19 protein-coding genes are annotated in these 21,962 nt (G+C 58.2%); 5 read left to right on the plus strand and 14 right to left on the minus strand.

What is annotated here, in order from left to right:
- From RR842_RS00465 to RR842_RS00475, 3 genes are all read right to left on the minus strand, one after another.
- A partial coding sequence (locus tag RR842_RS00465; RefSeq protein ID WP_332728785.1) for a hypothetical protein occupies nt 1–260 on the minus strand: 260 nt, incomplete at its 3' end.
- A complete protein-coding gene (locus RR842_RS00470; RefSeq protein ID WP_332511720.1) occupies nt 247–1,455 on the minus strand; it encodes an AAA family ATPase in 1,209 nt (402 codons plus the stop codon). The genes RR842_RS00465 and RR842_RS00470, both read right to left, overlap by 14 nt.
- Nucleotides 1,456–1,610: 155 nt before the next feature.
- Nucleotides 1,611–2,390 carry a type III pantothenate kinase gene (locus tag RR842_RS00475; RefSeq protein ID WP_332728786.1) on the minus strand — a complete coding sequence of 260 codons (780 nt, stop codon included), beginning with the start codon at nt 2,388–2,390 and terminating at the stop codon, nt 1,611–1,613.
- A gap of 126 nt (nt 2,391–2,516) precedes the next feature.
- On the opposite strand from RR842_RS00475, the gene RR842_RS00480 reads away from it, so the two are divergent.
- Together RR842_RS00480 and RR842_RS00485 are read left to right on the plus strand one after the other, a co-directional pair.
- Nucleotides 2,517–3,212 carry a response regulator transcription factor gene (locus tag RR842_RS00480; protein ID WP_332511717.1) on the plus strand — a complete coding sequence of 232 codons (696 nt, stop codon included), beginning with the start codon at nt 2,517–2,519 and terminating at the stop codon, nt 3,210–3,212.
- Between the two features lie 110 nt (nt 3,213–3,322).
- Nucleotides 3,323–4,243, plus strand: a complete 921-nt coding sequence (locus RR842_RS00485) for an ATP-binding protein (protein WP_332511764.1) — start codon at nt 3,323–3,325, stop codon at nt 4,241–4,243.
- Nucleotides 4,244–4,366: 123 nt separating this feature from the next.
- Here the strand turns inward: RR842_RS00485 and RR842_RS00490 are convergent, their stop codons facing one another.
- Nucleotides 4,367–5,614: a hypothetical protein gene (locus tag RR842_RS00490; RefSeq protein WP_332554579.1), complete on the minus strand. Its 1,248-nt coding sequence runs from the start codon at nt 5,612–5,614 to the stop codon at nt 4,367–4,369.
- A 519-nt stretch (nt 5,615–6,133) separates the two neighbouring features.
- Here RR842_RS00490 and RR842_RS00495 point away from each other — a divergent pair.
- Entirely contained in the window at nt 6,134–6,823 is a 690-nt protein-coding gene (locus RR842_RS00495; RefSeq protein ID WP_332513555.1) for a haloacid dehalogenase type II, read from the plus strand.
- Between the two features lie 17 nt (nt 6,824–6,840).
- On the opposite strand, the gene RR842_RS00500 is transcribed toward RR842_RS00495, so the two are convergent.
- Entirely contained in the window at nt 6,841–8,649 is a 1,809-nt protein-coding gene (locus tag RR842_RS00500) for a GGDEF domain-containing phosphodiesterase (RefSeq protein ID WP_332728787.1), read from the minus strand.
- 686 nt (nt 8,650–9,335) lie between these two features.
- Between RR842_RS00500 and RR842_RS00505 the strand changes: the two genes are divergently transcribed.
- Nucleotides 9,336–10,448: a beta-ketoacyl-ACP synthase III gene (locus RR842_RS00505; RefSeq protein WP_332728788.1), complete on the plus strand. Its 1,113-nt coding sequence runs from the start codon at nt 9,336–9,338 to the stop codon at nt 10,446–10,448.
- A 132-nt stretch (nt 10,449–10,580) separates the two neighbouring features.
- Here the strand turns inward: RR842_RS00505 and RR842_RS00510 are convergent, their stop codons facing one another.
- From RR842_RS00510 to RR842_RS00540, 7 genes are all read right to left on the minus strand, one after another.
- Nucleotides 10,581–11,180 carry a biotin transporter BioY gene (locus RR842_RS00510; RefSeq protein WP_332728789.1) on the minus strand — a complete coding sequence of 200 codons (600 nt, stop codon included), beginning with the start codon at nt 11,178–11,180 and terminating at the stop codon, nt 10,581–10,583.
- Nucleotides 11,181–11,325: 145 nt separating this feature from the next.
- Complete coding sequence (locus RR842_RS00515; RefSeq protein ID WP_332513561.1) at nt 11,326–12,840, minus strand: MATE family efflux transporter; 1,515 nt, start codon at nt 12,838–12,840, stop codon at nt 11,326–11,328.
- Nucleotides 12,841–12,998: 158 nt separating this feature from the next.
- A complete protein-coding gene (locus RR842_RS00520) occupies nt 12,999–13,898 on the minus strand; it encodes a biotin--[acetyl-CoA-carboxylase] ligase (RefSeq protein WP_332728790.1) in 900 nt (299 codons plus the stop codon).
- Nucleotides 13,895–15,202: a dihydropteroate synthase gene (gene folP, locus RR842_RS00525; protein ID WP_332728791.1), complete on the minus strand. Its 1,308-nt coding sequence runs from the start codon at nt 15,200–15,202 to the stop codon at nt 13,895–13,897. Before folP ends, RR842_RS00520 begins: the two co-directional genes overlap by 4 nt.
- Nucleotides 15,199–17,388, minus strand: a complete 2,190-nt coding sequence (ftsH, locus tag RR842_RS00530; protein WP_332513564.1) for an ATP-dependent zinc metalloprotease FtsH — start codon at nt 17,386–17,388, stop codon at nt 15,199–15,201. Before ftsH ends, folP begins: the two co-directional genes overlap by 4 nt.
- Before the next feature lie 146 nt (nt 17,389–17,534).
- Nucleotides 17,535–18,074 (minus strand): hypoxanthine phosphoribosyltransferase, encoded by a 540-nt coding sequence (gene hpt, locus RR842_RS00535; protein WP_332513566.1) that lies wholly within the window; start codon nt 18,072–18,074, stop codon nt 17,535–17,537.
- 204 nt (nt 18,075–18,278) lie between these two features.
- A complete protein-coding gene (locus RR842_RS00540; RefSeq protein ID WP_332513567.1) occupies nt 18,279–19,025 on the minus strand; it encodes a Maf family protein in 747 nt (248 codons plus the stop codon).
- Between the two features lie 134 nt (nt 19,026–19,159).
- Here RR842_RS00540 and RR842_RS00545 point away from each other — a divergent pair, with 134 nt between their 5' ends.
- On the plus strand, nt 19,160–19,582 hold the full coding sequence (locus RR842_RS00545; RefSeq protein WP_332728792.1) for a helix-turn-helix domain-containing protein: 423 nt from the start codon (nt 19,160–19,162) through the stop codon (nt 19,580–19,582).
- 89 nt (nt 19,583–19,671) lie between these two features.
- Here the strand turns inward: RR842_RS00545 and tilS are convergent, their stop codons facing one another.
- Nucleotides 19,672–20,796: a tRNA lysidine(34) synthetase TilS gene (gene tilS / locus RR842_RS00550; RefSeq protein ID WP_332728793.1), complete on the minus strand. Its 1,125-nt coding sequence runs from the start codon at nt 20,794–20,796 to the stop codon at nt 19,672–19,674.
- Between the two features lie 71 nt (nt 20,797–20,867).
- Nucleotides 20,868–21,848 carry an Abi family protein gene (locus tag RR842_RS00555; RefSeq protein ID WP_332728794.1) on the minus strand — a complete coding sequence of 327 codons (981 nt, stop codon included), beginning with the start codon at nt 21,846–21,848 and terminating at the stop codon, nt 20,868–20,870.
- Between the last annotated feature and the right edge of the window lie 114 nt (nt 21,849–21,962).

Raw genomic sequence — 21,962 nt, forward strand, 5'->3', positions numbered from 1 at the left:
TTTCTGAGCGCGTATTTGACATCCTTTCTATCTTGAATCATAAAAACATGCAATTTGCCGTCGCCGTAGTCCATTGTCAGGTATTGGTCGCTGAACTTCCTCGAATCCCGATAGTATCTAGGCGAAAGAACCTCCTTGTCCAGCAACTGACCCCGAGAGAATATCAAAGCCTTCGCGTCAAGAAGTAAATCCATAACGGCCATTTCAGATATGCCCTCACAAATGCAGGCAACAGAATCGCCTTGGTCAGGCACGTTCATCTGCGGCCTCTTCCCATAGCTCACGATACAAGCTATCCACAAGTGCCCGATAAGCTTGATAGCTCGGGGCCGAATCGAGAGATCCGCTGAGAATCAAATCACTGCGCTTCTTATCCTTGCGATCCTTGTCGAGAGCGACCGCCGAGAACTTCCGCACTTTGATCTTGGGCGCTTTAGTGAGAAGGTAGATGCCATCGCCACGATCAAACGAATCGAGTATTTCACTATAGTGCGTCGAAAAGAGCAGCGTTGCACCCTTCTTGTTGATCTTGCTGGTAAAGAGATTCATGATATTGATGACGATCGTCTTATTAAGATGGTTCTCTATTTCATCAATTACCACATATCCCCCCACCTCAAAAGCAAGCGCAATATTCGAAAGGCAGCTAATCCCCTTTATAGTGCCAGATGAAAGATAGGTATCGAGATCTCCTAATTCAACCGTCAGGGATTCGGGCTGCTCTTCAAACTTGATTTCAAACACAAGGCGAGGTGCCGATCCTTCGGAAGGCTCTTTTACTTTCAAGTATTCAATAGAGGGATCGAGGTAGCGCACAAAGGGCACTATGAGCTCCAGCGAGACGGTCGATAAGATATTGTAATTCGTCGTGAGGCACATATCTCTTACAGCCCTGTTCGCTTCCGGATAGCGATTCATCACGGACGAGAATATGCTGTCTTCCTTTTTCAGGAAGCCGCTTTGAACGGACTTTCGATCAAGCTGAACATCGTCCTCAGCAAAATCAAAAACATTCTTTTTGTTGGTTTGCGCCGTGATTTTTTTGCTCCAAAGGACCTCATCCTCAAAGAACAGTTCTTTTGTCTCGTCGTTTTTCCGTATCGTCGAAGTCAGTCGATACAGAAGCTTCTTACTTTTCTGGAAATAGTACGTGTCCACTTCCAGTGTTTTATCGAAATAATCTGCCAGCCTTGCATCGTATTTCAAACTATCATTGCCGACAAACGCTTGAAGCAAGGCTGACAGGATATTGAGTACCGTAGTTTTTCCCGTCGCATTGATTCCCGCAAAGGCAATTGAATTGAGTTTACAGACGCTTCCAGCGAGCTGCTCCACCGTATTGTCATCGATTTCGTAGGAATATACGCGCTTTTCGGTTACGAAATCTATATCAAGCGTTCCTCCCTCAAAGTTAGAGAGATTTTTGCACGTCATTTTTAAGGCAACAATATCCATATCCATCTCCCTTCGATAGGTAAGAGTATACTGAATTTGATAGCGTTCACGAGAAAAAATCTCATGAACGCTATCAAATCGTCACTATATTGAATTATTCACCTTTTTCGTAAGATTTTTCTTCACAAACCCTATTATGAAATTGTTGCTCCCTTTTACGCCGCCGAACCTTCCCGGGCCTCGTAGATAAGCCGCAGGCCCTCCAGCGTCAATTCGGGGTTCGTCGTGGTTATAGTGCTGGACAGCTCGGCTACGCGCGGTGCCAAACCACCGGTGGCCACCACCGGAGCCTCATATCCCAGCTGCGCGAAAATGCGACGCACCAGTCCATCCACCCGGTCGGCCTCGCCATACACAATGCCAGCCTGAATGGCCTCCTCGGTGCTGTTGCCAATAGCCGTATGGGGGTCCACCAAATCGATGGCCGCCAGACGCGTCGCACGAGAGAACAACGCCGCAGCCGACGTGTCCACGCCTGGCGCGATAACGCCGCCGATGAACTGCCCTTCGCGATCGATGACCTCGATGTTCGTCGCCGTGCCGAAGTCCACCACCACCACCGGCGCACCGTACAACGCTCGCGCCGCCACCGCATCGGCCACGCGGTCGGCGCCGATCTCGGCCGGATTGGCATACGTCGTGGGGAACAGCTCGGCGGCCGATATGGCCGTGCACACCAAAGCCTCGTGTCCCAGCATGCGGTGCAGCGCTGCACACCACGCCTGTGTCAATTGCGGCACCACCGATGCCAATGCTGCACCGCGCACCTGCTCGGGGACGATACCCTCGGAAACCAACAGCGGCGATACCTTTACCCGCAATTCATCGCAGGTATGGCTCTTGTTCGTAGCCACGCGCCACATATGCCGCAGCGTCGAGCCCTCGTACACGCCGACAACGGTCTGGGTGTTCCCCACATCGATAGCAAGTAACATATTCTTGACAAACCCCCTCAAAAGCAGGCGAAACGGACAAAACCGGATATAGTTGCGGATGATCATTATATCAAGCGGCAGACGGTTCCCTTTCAAAAGACTGCACGCGCTAAAGAAAGGTATCACATGAACGATACACCGAACCGCATCCTCGTCGTCGATGACGAACCCTCCATCACCGAATTCGTCAGCTACGCCCTTAAAAAAGAGGGTTTCTACACCGATGTAGTTGACAATGGCGAAGATGCCTTGGCCCTCGCAACGAAAAACACCTACGACTTGTTCGTACTGGATATCATGCTGCCGGGCATGGACGGCTACGAGCTGTGCCGCCGCCTGCGCGCCAAGACCACCGCACCCGTGCTGTTCCTGTCAGCACGCGACACCGAGCTAGACAAGGTCGTGGGCCTAGAAATCGGCGGGGACGACTACCTGGCAAAGCCCTTCGGCGTCCGCGAGCTCATCGCCCGCGTGCGCGCCTTGTTGCGTCGCGGCTCGGGCGGCGACTTCCCCGGGGCGAGCCACGCCATCTCGGCCGGCGGCATCACGCTGGACGAAGATGCCCATACCGCCTCGGGCGAGCATGGCAAGATCGACCTGACCCCGCGCGAATTCGAGCTGCTTGCCAGCCTGATGAAGAGCGCCGGCAAGGTCGTCTCACGCGAAGATCTGCTGCGCGATGCGTGGGGTTGGGAATACTTGACGGAGACTAAGACCGTCGACACCCATATCAAGCGACTACGTGATAAAATCGAAGGTGCTGGATACGATCCAGGCCTGGTTGAGACGGTTCGCGGATACGGATACAGGTTCAAACAATAAAAAGGCTGCAGACATACTTCTCCCTGCTAGCGACCTTGCTTATGCTGCTAGCAGGGACCCTTATCCTACTCATTTGCTTTTTCGCCTTCGGAACCCCACCGAAGGCGTTTCTGCTTCTTGTTCCCATGGGCTTGGTCACCTTCATACTCAGCCTGATCATCGGCCATTTTCTCGCAGAGCCGTTGCATATGCTGGTACGGAAGACCGAGGTCGTTCGCGCAGGGGGCGAGGCGACGTTCTCCCCCGACGGACGACTCTATGAAGCCGATAAGCTCTCGCGTACTCTGGGGCTGCTGGTAGACAAAACGAAATCGCAGCAGCGCGACCTGGCCCTGAAAGAGAGCCGTCAGGCCGAGTTCGTTAGCGACGTAGCTCACGAGTTGCGCACGCCGCTGACCGCTATTCGCGGCAACGCAGAAATGCTGGAAGACCCCGATCTGCCGCCCGAGCTGCACGAGAAGTTCTGCTCTATCATCATTACCGAGAGCGAGCGCTTGTGCCGTCTGACAAACGACCTGCTCACACTCCATCGCATCGAGGGCGGTGCCTTGCCGTTGGAGCTGCAGCGCGTGAACCTGAATCATTTGGCGCACAACGTGCTCGACGCGCTAGAACCCATCCTGCGCGACAGGGATGCAAACGCCTGCATCGTGGGCGAAGCCCCCGATGTGCTCGGCAGCCCCGATCGCCTCAAACAGGCGATAACCAACCTCGTAGAGAACGCCAGCCGCTTCATCGAGCCGGGCGGGCATGTGACCGTCGAGCTGTTCGGCCTGCGCGGCAACTCGATCTTGGCCGTAAAGGACGACGGCCCTGGCTTCGGTGACATAGACCCGAAACTGCTGTTCGACCGGTTCTACCGTACCGACGCCTCGCGCAGCCGCGGCACAGGCGGAACCGGGCTGGGCCTGGCTATCGTGAAATCGGTCGTCGATGCCCACGACGGCACGGTCGAAGCCATCAACCTGCCCGACGGCGGCGCATGCTTCATCATAGCGCTGCCCTCCATCGCCGCAAACCCCGCTCATTGACGCTCGTCCGTTGCCACCAAGCTCGACAGACAACGCCCTGCACGCACTTGCCTACTGGCGCAGATCAAACGGCTTTTGCCGCCGCCCCCAAACGGCCAGCGCCGAACCGTGGAAGCCGTCGCTTCAGCAGCCTCTGCGCCCGCCTAGGTAGGAAACGAGTTTTTGCCAAGCGGCCTTGGTCGTCTCGAAATCCCGGTAATGCTTCTCGACGTTTCCGCTGTACTTGTCGAGTTCGTCCGCTATCTTCATGAACTTCGGGTTGTCGAAGTACCGGCACAACAACGGGAGCGTCTTTTCCAGCCCCCGTTTCATGGAGGCGACGGACTCCTCGTACCCATCGCGCTGGGTTATGTAGAGCAGCAGCGGCTTGTAGCGAACCCAGCCCAGGCAAGCCGCGTAAAACCGCGCGTTCACCTTCTTGGAGCCGGCGGTTATGGGGTGGAGCCTTTGGGGCAGCACCCCTTTCAACAGACTGGCGTAGGCAGAAAATCCGTCGTGGAACGTGTAGCAGGGAACGCGCAGAACGGTGTTGTCGGCAAGACAGGTGCTGAGGAACGTGTCCTCGCCGCGTGCCGAAGGCGGGTTGTAAAAAGGGTTCAAGGCCCCCAAGTCCTGCAAATTGATGCAAAGGTTCGAACCCGTGATGAATTTCGTGTTGCCCGACTGCGGAACCTCTACGGCCGGACCGGACAGCACCTCGGGGTCGGCATACGTTATGCCACCGGTTTGCATCAAGGTTCGCAGATCTTCCCAATTGACGACATCGTTGCTGAGAGCTTCGATGAACACGCGGAAATCCTGCTCGGGGAGCGACTCGTCAAAGCCGATGCTGGGGATGGTGGAAATGTAGCCGCAATGGTGGCCGCAGGTGATGTGGGCCTGGTCGATCGAGGCGAGGTGCGTGGACAAGATTTCCTGCCCCGTCCAACTTTCTGCTCCGTTTTCCTTCTGCACCGCAAGGGGATATTCGTCGTCGTCCAAAAACATGATGGCATCCATGCCCTGCTTGGCGGCGCTGTACAGGATGGCGTTGCGTTTCCCCGCATACCCTTTCTCGAAGAAGAGCGCCGCCTCGTGCTCGGAAAGGATGCCTTCCTTGCGCAGGGCGAGCGACTCCGCCTGTATCGTGGCCCGGTTGATGAAATGGATGCTGCTCAGCATTTCGCTCAGCTCTATGCTGATGTCGGTGTAGTCTTTGTCCTGGGTGTTGTTGTATTCCAGGTCGTAAGCCACAAACAAGCTCAATTCGACCGAATCCCTCACTGAGAGGATCTTGTCGCCCCAACTGTTCAAGTATGTTGCGAGAACATGGCGAAAGCTCTTGCGCCCCGTGATGAACCCGATGCCGATCTTGCGGATATCTTCCTTCATTCGCTTCCTCTCCGCCCGTAGGCTACGTTGAAACGAATGAACCCTCGATGGTTCGGCGTTCTGAAGATAAAGGGTCGAGCCGCCTAACGATATTCAGTTTTACGAACCCCCACTATACCACGGCAATGTGAAACAGCTGAATCTGCCGCTTGCGGCCGCCTTCCTACGCACTGAGCATACGGTATTTTCCAAGCTTCTCAGCCCTTATCTCTTCGAACTCGAACCCTTGGCAGGTGCACACGGTGCAGAATGCGGGACGGTGATGCCCTCTGTTTTATCCATGCTTCGCCCTCCTTTGTCCTTGTTCGAATAGTACTAGGACGAGCATGCCTCCTCACCGTCTGGCGCGAATCGGCGGCGCAACGTGAATCGGGGCGTCGCGCATCGAATTATGGGATTGATGAGGTGCGAAAGAGGGCATACTACTCTCGTCAGTATGCCGGAAAGCCCGAACCGCTGCCCGCGTTTATGCTATCGTAGGCAACAGAGCCAAAAGGAATCCGACAGGAAGGGTATCCCATGATCAAAGGTGTGGCGTTCGACGCATACGGCACCTTGTTCGACGTGTATTCCGTACTCCAGAAATGCGAAGAAGCCTATCCTGGCAGTGGCGGCAAGATCAGCCAGCTGTGGCGGCAAAAGCAGCTGGAATACTCGTGGCTCCGCACGCTTATGGGTCGCTACGAGACCTTCTGGCACATCACCGAAGACGCCTTGCGCTTCACCCTCGATACCCTGGGACTGGATTACGACGCAAGCCGGATCGACGATATCCTGAAAGCCTACTTCGAGTTGGATACTTACCCCGACGTTTTGGAGGCGTTGGAACTGCTCCGCCCCCGTCCGGCCGTCATCCTCACAAACGGCAACGTGTCTATGCTGGACCAGCTGGTTGCCAACAGCAGCCTGGACGGGCACCTGGACGGCATCCTCAGCGCCGACACGGTGAAGCTGTTCAAGCCACGACCGGAAGTCTATCAACTGGCCGTAAGCCATCTGGCGCTGGCGCCCCACGAGATCCTGTTCGTCTCTTCTAATTCATGGGACGTGACCGGAGCAAAGTCGTTCGGGTTCACCGTCGGGTGGATCAACCGCCAAAACCAGCCTGTCGAGCACCTGGATGCCCCGCCCGACTACACCGTTTCAAGCCTCCTCGAACTTGCGCAGGCCATAGAGGCAGAAGACGGGCATTCTCCCGAAAGAAGCTAGGGGGCAGGGCGGGCGCATCAATCCGGCGTGATTATCCCGAAACGCTCGCAGAACTCGGAAACGGGCAAGGGCCGCGAGAAGGCGTACCCTTGCCCGACCGTACAACCCAGTTCGTGCAGCATCGTCGCCTGCTCCTTGGTTTCAACACCCTCGCAAACCATGTCGAGACCCAGATCGGCAGCTATGTCCACCACGCCCTTCAACACGGAGCGGGAACGCTCTTCCTCGGAGCTTTCCGAAAGGAAGACGCGGTCTATCTTCAGGATGTCGATGGGAAGCTTGCGCAGCAGGTTCAACGACGAATAGCCGGTGCCGAAGTCGTCCATAGCCAAGCGGAACCCCTTCTCCTTGAGCACCGAAAGCTTTCTTATAACCGCATCCTCATCCATGACAAAAGCGCTCTCGGTTGCTTCGATCTCGATGCAGCCGTGCGGCACACCGACACTGTCCACAATATGGAGCAGCTGGTCGACAAAACCGTCGCACAGCACCGTCACCCGCGAGAAGTTGACTGACACGATCAAAGGCTCGTCGCTTTCGACCGGAAAAAGCGGGTAGATCCGACAAAGGTGCTCAAGCATGTAGAAGTCGAGCCGGATGACGAATCCGTTCCTCTCGAACACCGGGATGAAAGAGTCGGGAAGCAAGAAACCCAACTCGGAGGAATTCCACCGGCAGAGTGCTTCAGCTCCGACAACCGCCCCATCCACAAGGTTGTTCTTCGGCTGCAGGTACAGCAGGAACTCGCCTTTCCCGAGCGCCCGTTCCATACACTGCTCGATACGGCCCCGTAACTCGACGACAGCACGGAACGCTTCGTCGTAGCGCGCAACGGCAGAGTCGCCTGTCGATTCTTTTAGCACGGCGATCGCATTGCTGATGGCCGCAGACACCCCCGCACTCGAATGATCCACCGAGCTGACACCGCATCCAAGCGAGAGAACGTTGGTAAAATGCAGCTCGGGATCGATGCGAAGCTTTTCCTCAACGCTCTCGCAGAGTCGTTCGACGCGATACGGATCGTCGCGCAGCAACAACAGAAAATGGTCCGCATTTGCATGGGCAGCAACCTCGTCGTGATGACACTGCTCATCGAGCATCCGAGCCAACGCACGAAGAAGCTGGCTGCCGGCTTCGTAACCGTAAGCTTCGTTGATGTAGCGAAAGTTCGATACGTTCGTATAGGCAACGACATAGGTGTCGCTTGGCGCGTTCGAGACGATCCGACTTGCCTGGTCTTCGAAGGCGATCGCGTTCTTCCGCTTCGTTACCGGATCGAGATAATAGGCGGCTTTGAGCTTTGCCATACGGTCGTTGCGCATGAACAGCATGACGAGGGCCGCGAGCAGGAAGATCGCAGTACAGAGGGCACCCATGCGAAAGACATCGTGGTCGGCTCGCGTCTGGGCCGCCAGCACCATGGCATCAGCCAGTTCGAAATGTGTCTCGCTGAGATCGAACAAATGCTCGCGAGATCCCTCCCCACGCTCGAGGGCGTCGATTTCGTCAAGGATGAGCTCCCATTGATGTTCTACCGCGTCGAGTTTTTCAATGAAGGCGACCGTTTCGGGCTTTTGGTATATGCGCGCCTCTTCTACGGCTCGGAGCTGCACCAGCAACATGCCCACACGCTTCTCGGTTCCTCCGGCGGGATGCCCGGCAAGTTCCATCTTCACCACACGCTGCGTGCCTCCGCGAACGGATCCCGCGTCGTTGATGATGCCTGCATACCCTTGCACCTGCAGCAGCAACATGACGAACAAGATCGCCCCTAGCGTCCATAAAGCGACGGCGACAACGATCTTGCCGAATCTTTTCCTCTTCATTCAAACCCCTTTTTGGCGCATTGCCGAAAGGTCAACCCCGTACACCATACTAGCAACCAACAGGCCTTTCTCCAAATTATTACTGACTGAAATCACAAACACTCCGGTTGCTTTCGAGTCCTCTTGTTTGCCCTCGAGCCTGTTTACTGCATCAATGCGCATCCGCCCCAGTCGAGCCGACGTTCGTGTGACGTGGCGCTACGCTGGCAGTAGCACTCTCGTCCATACACCCTCCCCCGAGCGATTTACCCCTACAAGAACGATCAGCCGCGTCGGTATCAACCCGTGGGTGGACTGCTTTCGCTCGTCCAAGTCTACATCATTTACTCCAACACGCAACCGCATATTGCCTGCTCCGGAAACGACAGCCGCGAGCAGTATGGCAAGGCGAGAGAAGGGTATGGCTGCTGCGCTCTGGGGAACATGCTGCGTCATCAGCCTCATGGTAGACCCCCTCGGCGCTTGGCTCACCGTGAAGCTGTTCTGTCTTCCCTCGGCTGTACCTGCACCGGAGAAGTAAAGCTGCTTCGTGCATTTTTTACCGCATGTTCGTTTTTTGGCCGGCCCGCGCGTATAATTGATTTAGTTTGATTATCGAAGTATTTAGCAGCACGGCACCCGTATGCCGCAGAGCTCTCTCAGCGATGCGCCCTATGCGCGAGCGGCCGGCAGGAACGGAGAGCACCGTGGGCAGTGCATTGGTAGGGTTCGGGAAGGCTGTTCCCGCGCTTGTTGTGGCAAACGAAACGCTTGAAACACTGGTAGACACGAGCGACGAGTGGATCGTCACCCGCACCGGCATTCAAAGCCGGCACGTGGCCATCGAGGAAACGAATGCCGATTTGGCCGAGGCGGCCGCACGCGATGCCCTCGGCTGGACGAACGGCGGGTTTTCCGAGCGCCGCTTCGACGCAAGCGAGATCGACCTCGTCGTATTCGCGACCATCACACCCGACACCGTATGCCCCTCGATGGCTGGCCTGCTGCGTCGCCGCCTAGGCCTCGAAAACGCCATCGCCTTCGACGTGAATGCTGCTTGCACGGGCTTTGTGTACGGCACGACCATCGCCGAGAGCATGATGGCCGCTTGCGCCCCTACGAGTGCCGGGGCCGCCGGGCGCAACCCTATCCGCCGGGCCCTTGTCATCGGTGCCGAGCGCCTTACCCGCCTGACAAACTGGGCCGACCGCAATACCTGCGTCCTGTTCGGAGACGGCGCCGGAGCTGCGGTGCTGGAGTGGGACGAGACACGTCCCGGCATCATGGGCAGCTTCATCGTGAACCAGGACGACTTTGCCAACGCTCTTTCGAGCCCTGCCGCCTACGATGCGCCGCAGCCGTTCAACGCAGACGGAACTCTCAAGGAAGTGCCAGCCCTCTTCGGCGCCGCAGAGCAGGGCATCGATGACGAGCTAGGCGTAGCCGAGCTCGTCGAAGCGGGACGTCCGCGCCAAGTGCTGTACATGGACGGCCCCAAGGTATTCAAGTTCGCCGCAGAAGCCATGACCGAAGCCGTGAACCAAGTGCTGAGCCGCGCGAATCTCTCGCTCGACGATATTGCCTGCATCATTCCCCACCAGGCAAACGAGCGCATTATCAAATACGCTGCCAAAAAACTGAACCGTCCGATGGATTTCTTCCAGCTGTCCATTGCCCATACCGGGAACACTTCCGCCGCAAGCGTGCCCATGGCGCTCTGCGACGCATACGCAAACGGGCGCATCAACCGGGGCGACAAGATAATCCTCGTGGCCTTCGGCGGCGGCTTTACCTCGGGTGCCGTGCTGTACGAAGCATAGAGACGCAGAGATAAGGGAGGCATGCCTCAAGACTTTTCTGTCGGCATGCCTCTCTTCGACGCAAGCAGCACCGGCTCGCTTCCCCTATCGCTTCCCCTATCGCTTCCCCTATCGCTTCCCCTATCGCTTCCCCTATCGCTTACTAGGCAGCGCCCTGCGCACAGCCCGCGCCGTAAGCACGCCTGCCACAAGCTTGAGCGCATCCACGACCAAAAAAGGTGCCACGGCAATAGCGAACGCCGCCGCAGGGTCGAGCGACGCCACCACCATAAGCTGCCCCCATCCGCATACATACGTTACCGCCAAGAACAGGAACCCTGCGATCAGGTCGAAAACCAGGCCCTTCCCGTCTGCCTTGCCTTCAGCGGAAGCCTGCCTGCGCGCGTGAACTATCTGCAAAAATGCCAGGGCCGCCACCGCACCGAGCAGGAAGCCCCAGAGAAATCCGCCGGTCGGCCCCGCCAGCACGCCGATGCCGCCGCGCATGGACGAGAACACCGGCAGCCCGATAGCCCCCAGCACAAGGTACCCGCCAAGCGCCGCAAGGCACTGGCGCGGCGTCAGCACCAAGAGCACGAACACCATGACGAAGGTCTGCAAGGTAAAGGGGACCGGGCCCAACGGAACCGACACCCATGCTGAAACCGCCATGAGCGCAATCGACAGACCCACGAACGCAATCGAACGCGTTCGGCCCTGCACCATGCCCTGAGCCTGCTTCGCCTGCTGCATACACAACCCTCTTCCTCTCGCCGTAAGGCAATGTGCCTTTTTTGTCGGCGACCAGCCTAACGCACTGCGTCGGTCGGCGTCGACCGAGAAACTGTCGGAGGGTGACAATCGCAAGGCATCCCAGGGGCCTTGCGATAAGCAAGCGCTAGAACTTAGACGTAATCTCGCCGCTTTCCAGCCTTTTCAGGCGACGCATTTCAAGCGCAATGAACACCACCGTCAAAAAGATCGCCAGGAAGTCCGACACGGGAGCGGCGAAATACAGCGCATCCAAACCGGTGTACTGGGGCATAAGATGCGGCAGCATTTCAGGCAGCACGAACAGCAGCGGCACCAGGAACAGGATCTGGCGCGTGAGCGACAAGACGATAGACTTCAAAGGCTGGCCGGTTGCTTGGAAGTAGTTGGCACCCACAATCTGAAAACCAATGAACGGCAACATGAACAGCTGCACCTTCAGCGCGAACACGGTGAAGTCCACCAATCCGTTATGCGTGATACCGAACACGTTCACGATAGCCTCGGGGAACAGATGCACCACCGCCCACATCACTATACCCAGCACCGTAGCGCCGCCAATGCCGTACCACAGCGTATGGCGCACGCGGCCGATAAGCTTCGCGCCGTAGTTGAAGCCCAGCAGCGGTTGGATGGCGATAGACACGCCAATGAGCGGCAATACCGTAAACATGGACACGCGCTGCACCACGCCGATGGATGCAAGGGCGTCATCGGCTCCAATGGCGCTCACAGCACCGTACCTCACCAGCAAGCTGTTCAGAACGAAGCTGACCACCGCCATACCTGCCTGCACCACAAAGCTGGCCGCACCGAGCGACACGATGGTCCCGATAACCTTCAGATGCGGAACCATGTAGCGGAAGTGCAGTTTCAGCGGCACGTTCTTCGTGAAGACGAAGTACCATACCACCGCCACACACGACATTGCCTGCCCCAACACGGTAGCCAAGGCACTGCCCTCGACGCCCCAGCCGAACCGAATAACGAACAGGTAGTTGAACAGCGTGCAGAACACCGCGCCGATCAGCATCGTAACCAGTGCCCGGTTCGGAGCGCCTGCCGTACGAATGAAGTTGTTCACACCCATGCCTATGCACTGGAACACGAAGCCGAAGCAGATAATCTGCAAGAACGACTTGGCATAAGGGCGCACATCGTCGGTAGCGCTGGAGAGCGTAAGCAAGCCGTCGATGACGACGGGGTTGGCCGCCGCAAGCGCGATAACTACCGAAACTGCCAGACTGAGAAACACTGTGTTGCCTAGGCTAATCTCGGCATCGACGCGGCGGCCCTCGCCCAAACGCAGTGCGGCCAGCGCGTTGCCGCCGTTGCCGATAAGCATGGCAATAGCCAGGAACACGATCATGGTGGGGTTGGCCACCGTGGCGGCCGAAAGGCCGATCTCACCCATGGCCTGGCCCAAGAAGATGGAGTCGATAACGTTGTAGGCACCGTTCACCAACATGCCCAAAATAGCAGGAACGGCAAACTCGGTGATAAGCAGGGGGATAGAAGCGGTACCCATGCGGCTTACTTTGTTGTCGCGCCCGGGATTCTTGGGGTCTTGCCCGAGCGGTGCACCCGTGCTGTCTTCGTTGAGATCAAGAGGGAGCTTTACGTTTGCTGCGGCTGCTGACATAGCTTCGATGCTGCCTTTCTCATTTTTTGGGTAACAAGATATTTTACCTACTTACTCAAAATTAAAGGAACATGAGCGTGTTAGTTCACAAAGCAACCACAGACCATCGCCGCCAACGGCAGCGTGAAGAAAGCGGGAAGCACCGCCCTGCCCGATCGCTAGCGTACGTGCGCCTCACCGGAGGAAACCGGCACAAAAGCACCGTTTGAAGTTTCGAGCACCAGACGACCTTGCTGGTCGATGCCCGACACCGTGCCTTCCGCCATGAGGTTGCCAAGCTGGTCTACCATGCCTACGAAACGACCTGATAGGAAGGAGCAGCTCTCGTACTCTTGTTGGAAAGGCATGAATCCTTCAGTGCACCAGAGGACATAGACGGATTCAAGGGCCTGCAAAACAGCTGCGGCAACCTTGTCGATCGAGTCGGTATATCCCCGTTCAGAAAGGGATATAAGGGTGTTTTCCCCCACCACCTCCCGAGTAAGGGAAGAGCTTTGCACGTTCACGCCAATGCCGACGCATATGCCACCAGCATGCGCTTCCAAGGAGATGCCGCACAGCTTGCGATACGTGCTGCGCAGGGAAGGAGCCGAAAGGGTGCAGCGAGCACCTTCCCTGCTTGCTCGAGGTGTTGCGTCGAAGGGACGATCGCCGCATCCCCCTCCCGCTTGAGGCGATGGTGCCGCCAGGGGAACTACTAGGTCGTTGGGCCATTTGATAAGCACCTTATCGGGATGGTCCAGACCTTCGAGCGACGTAAGGGCACGGCGCACGGCCACCGATACCGCAAGGCTGAGCGTAGGTAGCCGGGCGGGCACCACGCAAGGCCGCAGCAGCAGCGACAGGTACATGCCGCCCTCGGGGCTAGCCCACGTGCGACCATGGCGGCCGTAACCGCCGGTTTGCCGCCGCGCAAGCACGGCAAGGCCTTCGGGTTCGCCGGCTTCGAGGGCACGCTTGACCTCATCGTTGGTGGAAGTGGTTTCGTCCAGAGTCATCAGGCGAAAAGGCGATGCGGCACCCGATCGCTCCCCGTCCTCCTCCAAGCACCCGCTCACAGCTTGAACGCTTTGCCTACCGTTACGGCCTCGCCTGTCACCGGCACGTCATTGGCCAGCACATGGCCGGGCAGCAATTCCATAAGCGGCTTCACCACGAAATCCCGCTCAAGAGCACGGGGATGCGGCAGGGTAAGCAGGTCGTTGTCGGTCACGTACAGCTGGTAGTCGATGATATCCAGATCGCAGGTACGCGGGCCGTTCTCGATCTCGCGCACGCGGCCTAAGCTGTTCTCGATGGCCTGCAAGTATTTCAGCAGCTCTTTGGGCGCGAGGCCCGTACGCATAAGGATCACGGCGTTCACGAACACGTCCTGATCCAAGTAGTAGGCAGGCTCGCTTTCGTAGAAGCTGGAAATGTCGATGATCTGGGAATCGGGCAGCGAGCACAGTTCGGTAATCGCCTGGTTCAGCAACGCTATCTTGCCCTCGCGCTCTTCGCCCGGGTGGGCCACCAGCGCCACGTTGCAGCCCAAGCCCAGCACCGCATAGGGACGCAGGTCTTTGAGCGCCTTGACCGTCTCCCCCACGTTATGCGCACGCACGATGCTCGCACCGAGCTCGCATGCCATCAGCGCTTCGGCAGCAGATACCTGGTCACGGTCGCGTGGTTCGTCGATCTTGTAGGCGTAGCCGAGGTAGCTTTTGCGAGACAACGCCGCCATCACCGGGTATCCCAAGCGTGCGAACTCCTGGAAGTTGCGCACCAGCTCGATGGTCTGTTGAGCCGTCTTGCCGAAACCGGGGCCAGGATCGACGCAGATACGCTCGCGAGCAATACCGGCCGTCTCCAATGCCGCAGCACGGTCGCGCAAGTAGTCGCGCACCTCGCCGACTACGTCGGCATAGACAGGATCGTCCTGCATCGTAGACGGGTCGCCCTGCATATGCATGACCACCAGACCCACGTCGCTCGCGCGCGCCACGTCTACCATAGCCGCGTCGCAAAACCCCGATACGTCGTTGATGACGGAGGCGCCCGCCTCCACCGCAGCGCGCGCCACCGAAGCATGGCGCGTGTCTATGCTCACGCACATGCCCCGCTTGGACAGGGCCTCGACCACCGGGATCGTACGGGCCAGCTCTTCTTCAACAGTGACGGCTGCTGCACCCGGACGGGTAGATTCGCCTCCCACGTCGATAAGGGCCGCGCCCTCTTCCACCATGCGCTCAGCATGGACAAGAGCGGCTTCGAAGCCCTCGTGCTCGCCCCCATCGGAGAACGAGTCGGGCGTTACATTCAAGATGCCCATGACCACGGGCATCTTGGTATCAAACTCATGCGTTGCGCAGCGCCAGATCATTTATTCTCTCCGTCGCCCTTCGCCTCGTCGCCCTCGGCCGCCTCGCGGTACGGCGGGTTCGGATCTTGGTCGCCCGGCTCCACCGACTCGTCGCGCCAATTCACATCCGCAAGCTTCTCGTCACGGGCGCGGGCATCGGCCTCTTCCTGCTCCTTGCGCGCGTTGATCTCGTCCTCACGCTTCAGATAGTCGTCCCATTCGTTGTCCAGCAGTGCCTGGCACGCTTCGCCCTCAACGGTCTCGCGCTCTAGCAGCACGCTGGCCATAAGATCCATCTGCTCGCGGTGCGTCATCAGTATCTCATGGGCGCGGTCGTGCGCGTCCTTCATGATGCACGCTACTTCGGCGTCGATGCGGCGCGCCGTCTCCTCGGAGTAGTCCTGCGTATTACCGTAGTCGCGACCCAAGAACACTTCGTGGTTCGGCTGACCAAACACCTGCGTGCCCAGCTCGGCACTCATGCCATACTGCGTAACGATGGCGCGGGCCATCTTCGTGGCACGCTCCAAATCGTTGCTGGCGCCGGTAGTAATATCGTCACAGTAGATCTCTTCAGCCACACGGCCGCCCATAAACACCGCCAAGTCGTCGCGCATTTCGCCGAGCGAGTTCAGAACCTTGTCCTCCTTGGGAATGGACAGGGTGTAGCCCAAGGCACGTCCACGCGAGATGATCGAGATCTTGTGCACCGGATCGGCATGCGACAGCAGGTGGCCCACCAAAGCGTGCCCGCTTTCGTGATAAGCGATGGTATGCTTCGTCTTCTCATCCAGCACGCGGCCCTTGCGCTCCGGACCGGCGATGACGCGCTCCATCGACTCGGACACTTCGCGCTGCGTGATGATCTTCTTATTGCGGCGGGCCGTAAGCAGCGCCGATTCGTTCAGAAGGTTAGCCAAGTCGGCGCCGGTGAAGCCCGGCGTGAGCTTGGCGATCTTCGGCAGGTCTACGTCGCTACCCAGGGGCTTGTCCTTCGAGTGCACCTGCAGGATTCTCTCGCGGCCCTTCACGTCCGGCGCATCTACCACAATCTGGCGGTCGAAACGGCCGGGACGCAGCAACGCGGGATCAAGCACGTCGGCACGGTTGGTCGCGGCAACGAGCACGACCGAATCGTTGCTCTCAAAGCCGTCCATCTCCACGAGCAGCTGGTTGAGCGTCTGCTCGCGCTCGTCATGGCCGCCGCCCAAACCAGTACCGCGCTGACGGCCCACGGCGTCAATCTCATCGATGAAGATGATGGCGGGAGCCGCGTCCTTAGCCTGCTGGAACAGGTCGCGCACGCGGGACGCACCCACGCCCACGAACATCTCCACGAAGTCGGAGCCGGAAATGCTGAAGAACGGCACGCCTGCCTCGCCGGCAACCGCACGAGCCAGCAGCGTCTTGCCGGTACCCGGAGGGCCCACCAACAGGCAGCCGCGCGGGATCTTTGCACCCATCGACTGGTACTTGGCGGGATTGGCCAAGAAGTCCTTGATCTCCGTCATCTCCTCGACAGCTTCGTCGACACCCGCCACGTCGGAGAACTTCACATCGGGACGCTCTTCGCTGGTCTTCTTCGTCTTGGCCTTGCCGAAGCTCATCTGCGAGTTGTTCGCCTTCTGCATCTGCGAGAAGAAGAAGAACAGCAGCGCGCCGATGACGATGATGGGCAGCAGCGTGCCCAGAATGTCCCAAAGCGCCGAGGGCAGCTGTATCTGGTAGGGGATGTTCGGATGCGCAGCCATAAGCTGGCCGAGCGAATCCTGGCCCACATAGGTGGACGTGAAGTTATGCTCGGTGCCCAACGTGGCTGCCGCAACATCGGACGTGCCAACGCCGCCGAGCGCCTTGCCGGTATCGGGGTTCTTGATGGTGGCCATGCGCGCGTTGAGCGCCTGGAACGCCTCGTTAAACGCATCGGCTGCCGTAGAGCCCGCCGTGACAGCTGGGAAGTACGTACCCGTTACCGTATGTCCGCCGGCATCGTAGACAACCTTCGTCACGCGATCCTGCTCGACGGCCTGCGTGAACTCAGACGTGATAAGGGTGTCGGTCTGCGTCGTGTTCGTCATGTTCATGAATTGCTGGCCCACGAAGAAGGCCACTAGCATGAACAGCAGCACGGAGATGATAGTCGTGCGCGGACTGGGCTGCTGAAACTGCGACTGCTTGTTCTGCTGAGGTTTGTTTTGCTGTGCCATAAGGTCTTACTTTCCTTCTCGTCCGGTCAGCTGCCGTCGCGCCCCTTGCCGGTTTGCACCCGCAATGCGCCCGACCTGCCGCCGCATGTCTCGCCCCGCAGTACGGGCCGGCACCGAGGCGGTGCGGCCAGCCCGGAGGCTCATCGTCAGTGGTAGATCTCCGGCTTCAAGATGCCGATACAGGGCAGGTTGCGGTAGCGCTCCGCATAATCCAGCCCGTAACCGACGATAAACTCGTCGGGGCACTCGAAACCGACGTATTTGCAATCGATCTTCGCCTGCGCGCGCGTCTTCTTCCTCAGAAGCGTCGCCACTTCGATGGAAGCAGGATGGCGCGACGACAGGTTCTTCAACAGGTACTTCAGGGTAAGGCCCGAATCGAGAATATCCTCAGCCACGATAACGTGGCGGCCTTCGATCTCGGAGGTAAGGTCCTTCAGAATGCGTACGACACCCGAACTTTTCGCACCATTGCCGTACGATGAGATGGCCATATAGTCCATCTCCACCGGCAGCTCGATCTGTCGGGCGAGGTCGGCCATGAAGATGGCCGCACCGCGCAGCACGGAAACGAGGACGATGCTGTCCTTTTCGGCGTAGTCGCTGGTAATAGCGCGACCGATCTCGCCTACGCGCTGAGCGATTTCTTCCTCGGTGAACAGCACTTCCGCAATATCGTTATGCACGGTTTCCGTATCCTCTTCCACGCGTTCGCAACGGCTCTCTCATGCCTCGTATCGAAACACAATACGTGAGCAGTGACATCACGCTTACCTTGAGATTTGGCTAGTGTACCATTGACCCCCTCAGAAATGGCGACAAGATGGCAACGCCGAGCCAAGGGCCACGATTTTTACATTTCCGCGTGGGAACAGGGCGTATAGGTTTCGCTAGGCCACCGGAGCAACAAGGTCCGGGAACTCCTCGAGCAGGCGCCCAACCGGCATGCCGATAACCGTATCGAGCGCGCCGTCAATGCGCTCCACCAGAGCGGCACCCGCCCCTTGGATTGCGTAGGCACCCGCCTTGTCAAACGACTCGCCCTGACGCAGGTAATCGTCGATCTCCTCGTCGGAAAGCGCGCGGAACGTCACCGCCGTCGCATCCACGAACGTACGGAACCCGAGCGATATCTTCTCCGGTTCGGGCGCAGCCACCAGCCACACCGACACCGCCGTGAGCACTTCGTGCGTCCTGCCCTCCAGACAGCGCAGCATGTGCTTCGCATCCGAGAGGTTTTGCGGCTTGCCGAATATCTCGCCGTCGCACACCACCATCGTATCGGCGCCCAGCACCATGGCCATACCCAAGTAGTCCTCGGACAGGACTTCTTGGACGACAGCGCCCGCCTTGCGCTCCGCCAGTTTCTTGGCTGCTTCGGGAGGATCGGCCAAAAGGTCGGCATCGAGCTGCTCGTCCACATCCGAGACGCGCACGTCGAATGCGATGCCCGCATCCTCCATCAGCTGCTTGCGCCGCGGCGAGCCGCTGGCCAAGATAACGTCGAATTCTGCGAGGTTGATCTCTGCCGACGTATCGTTGGCAGCTTCGCTGCACGGCTGGTCGACCGGTGCGGCGGCTTCAGCGCACGGTTGGTCGAGCGGTGCGGCGGTTTGGGTGTTCTGTTCGTTTTCCATGTTCGCTATTGTAGCGCAGCGCAACCCCGCCCACCCCTTCCCGCCCCTATCCACGATTTCCGCGCAACGCTTTGCAAAAACCATTGCGATAACGCAATGGTTTTACTGTAGTAGTGAAAACCGAAAGGATTGCCATGCTGTCAGTAAGCGAAGGTGCTCAATTGCTGGGAGTGTCCCCCGCACGCGTCCGCGCCCTTATCGCCGAAGGAACGATGCCTGCGCAGAAGGTTGGACGCACGTGGACCTTACGCGACGAGGATGTACTGCAACGCGCAATGGAAAAACCGCGCAGCGGCCGACCTCGAACGCCCGATTCAAAAACTATCAATAAGTCTCCCTTTACTCCATCGAACGATCCGGCGACAAGCTCGTCGACCGACTCCGAAAACGATCTGCACAACCTCTACCTCGCCTGCCGCGATGCCTTCTCCCAAAGGCCCGATGCCCGGCTGCTGGAAAAGACAAGCCAACCCGAGGAAGCATCTTTCTACGTTGCCGTAGCTGATTTTTTTCTTCAGCAAAAACAGCTTGAACTCGTTAGGCAGGGCGTGTATTGATGGCGCAAGGGCATCCTTGCCTGGTGGGGAGCGTCGAGGTCGGTGGGCGCGTGGCTACCCGCGGCTATGCTCGGCGAGGGCACCTGGCGCTAGGCCCGTTTGCGGCGAGCGCGAAAGGCCGACATGGGTTCGATGCGCACACCGTGCTTGTTGGCGCTGACGGCCAAGTCGCCCTGAATGTTGGCCACGTAGCCACTGCGTGGGGCAGCGGTTGTTTCGTCGTAGGCGGCGAGCACGGCCTCTACCGAGGCAGCCTCCACCCGCGCCTCCGCGCCCAGCATGTTGCCCAGAGCGCGCAGGACCACGCGACGTTGCAGCGGACGAGGCTCGGCAACCAGAGCGGGAGCCAGCACGCAGCCGGCAGTATAGTCGGGAGCGCGCCCTTCGACCTGCTCCACCCAAGCAACCTGCTGCCCGGCAAGCGTCTCGGCATATTCTTCCAGCAGATCGTCCTCGTCGGCGATAAGGTTCATGGTGCGGCTCAGCACTTCGAGCAGCTGCGCGTTGCGCTCTTTCGCACGCGGCACGATCTCATGGCGCACATAGGCGCGGAAGCGGTCGGTATGAGCGTTCGTGGCATCCTCGCGCCAGAGGTTGCCGGCCTCGTCCTCAGCCACCGGCTCTCCTGCAAGTTTGCGCTGGGCCAGATAGGCGCGCAGATCGTCGCGGCTCACGTCCAGCAAAGGGCGCGCGACCGGCCCGTTCTTGTAGCGCATCGAGCGAAAGCCCCCGGGGCCCGTACCTACGATAGAGCGCATGTAGAAACTCTCCACCCGGTCGTCGACCGTATGCGCCGTGAAGATACGGCCGTCGGCCAGCGGAGCAGCCGCATGCAGGCAGAGGCTTTCCAGCGCTTCGTTCGCCGCTAGGTAACGCTCGCGACGGGCAACGGCCTCGACGTTCTCCCCGGTACGCTCGGCCTCGCTAGCAATATCGATCTCGCAGGAGAACAGCGGAACACCCAGCAGCTCGGCCAACCGGGTCACAAAGAGCGCATCGTCGTCGGCATCCTGGCCGCGCAGCTGATGGTTTACGTGCAGCATGGCTAGCTCGCCGATGTCGCCCGCCCGGTGCAGCTCGCAGGCAAGGTAGGCAAGCGCCGTAGAGTCCGATCCCCCCGACACCATGAGCAGCACCGGGGCATCGGGGGCGGCCAGGGAGCGCTCGGCAACAACAGCTCTCATGCGATCGACGACGGTGGCGGATGCGGACATAGCTGCTGCCTTTCTCGAAACGGACTAGACAGCTTGCATTATACCGCGCTTGGCGGTTTTTCCCTCTTCTGCTATCCCGCTGAAATATCCCACCGTTTCATCGTTTCATCCCTAGTTTCATCGGGGCCCCCTTTAACCTGAACTCTTTGCTGCGAGCTTCGCAAACCTACAAGCGAGATTGCAGGCTCTCTGCGGCTCCATCGCAACAACCCCTCGATCGCAGCTTCAATTTCTTGAGCACGCCATGCGCACCTGGGGCGATATGGTTTTTTCCTGTTGGGAATCATAGGCTTGGTACCAAGCGTCCTGTTCCATAGACGTCCGTGATGTGCACAAATGTTACGAACTGTATTGAGCGTGACAAGCCACGATTCCAACACTTTTGCAGTTATTCCCAATTTTTCAGAGACGTAAGACCTCACTTCAACCGATGCGCCTCGATAGAGGGTTAACATCATGCCAAAATCCATGGTATTGACCAACACCCAATACGGAGGCAGGTCGTGAGAATCTCCATACTTGTCTTTAAAATGAACGACGAAGGGCTCTCGAGATCTGCTAACTGCATCCCTACTTTTTTTGATGAACTTAATATACGAGTCTTCACTAGGCCGGGGTAAATTACTGTTACTTAAAAACCCGAAGGGACCTGTCGTTTCAGCTAGGCAGTATGCCAACTGCGTACGAAAATATACCTCTACGCGCTCGACAGCATCAAGTGCAACAAGACGGAATTGTCGATCAAACGTGTACAGGTTCCACACCTTCGAGAAATCAGTTTCTTCTTCGAACATGTCGTCTTCTGCTTTGAATATATACCAGTATCCGCTTAAGCGATAATACCCAACAGCTTCAAGATGTCGAACCAGGCGATCGCGATCGCAAAGCATCCCTCTGCTTATCAGCTGATCAGCCTGCTGCTCAAACGTGAGGAATGGTTTTGCATACTCCGTAAGACTCCTATACAAAAAAAGACCCGCCAGTGAGCATGAGACAGAGGCCGGCGGGTTTACTGCTGCTATCTTAACACATGATTGCACAGGTTTTCGCATGCTTCAAAATCGCTAGATTTACGTCAGCCAGACGCTTGGTCGGTTGATGAGGGCTGTTAATTCAATGCGCTATGTCGCACAAAGCATACAGAAAACGCGGCGTCGAGAACAGCG

The organism is Gordonibacter sp., from assembly GCF_036667095.1.
Lineage (GTDB): Bacteria > Actinomycetota > Coriobacteriia > Coriobacteriales > Eggerthellaceae > Gordonibacter.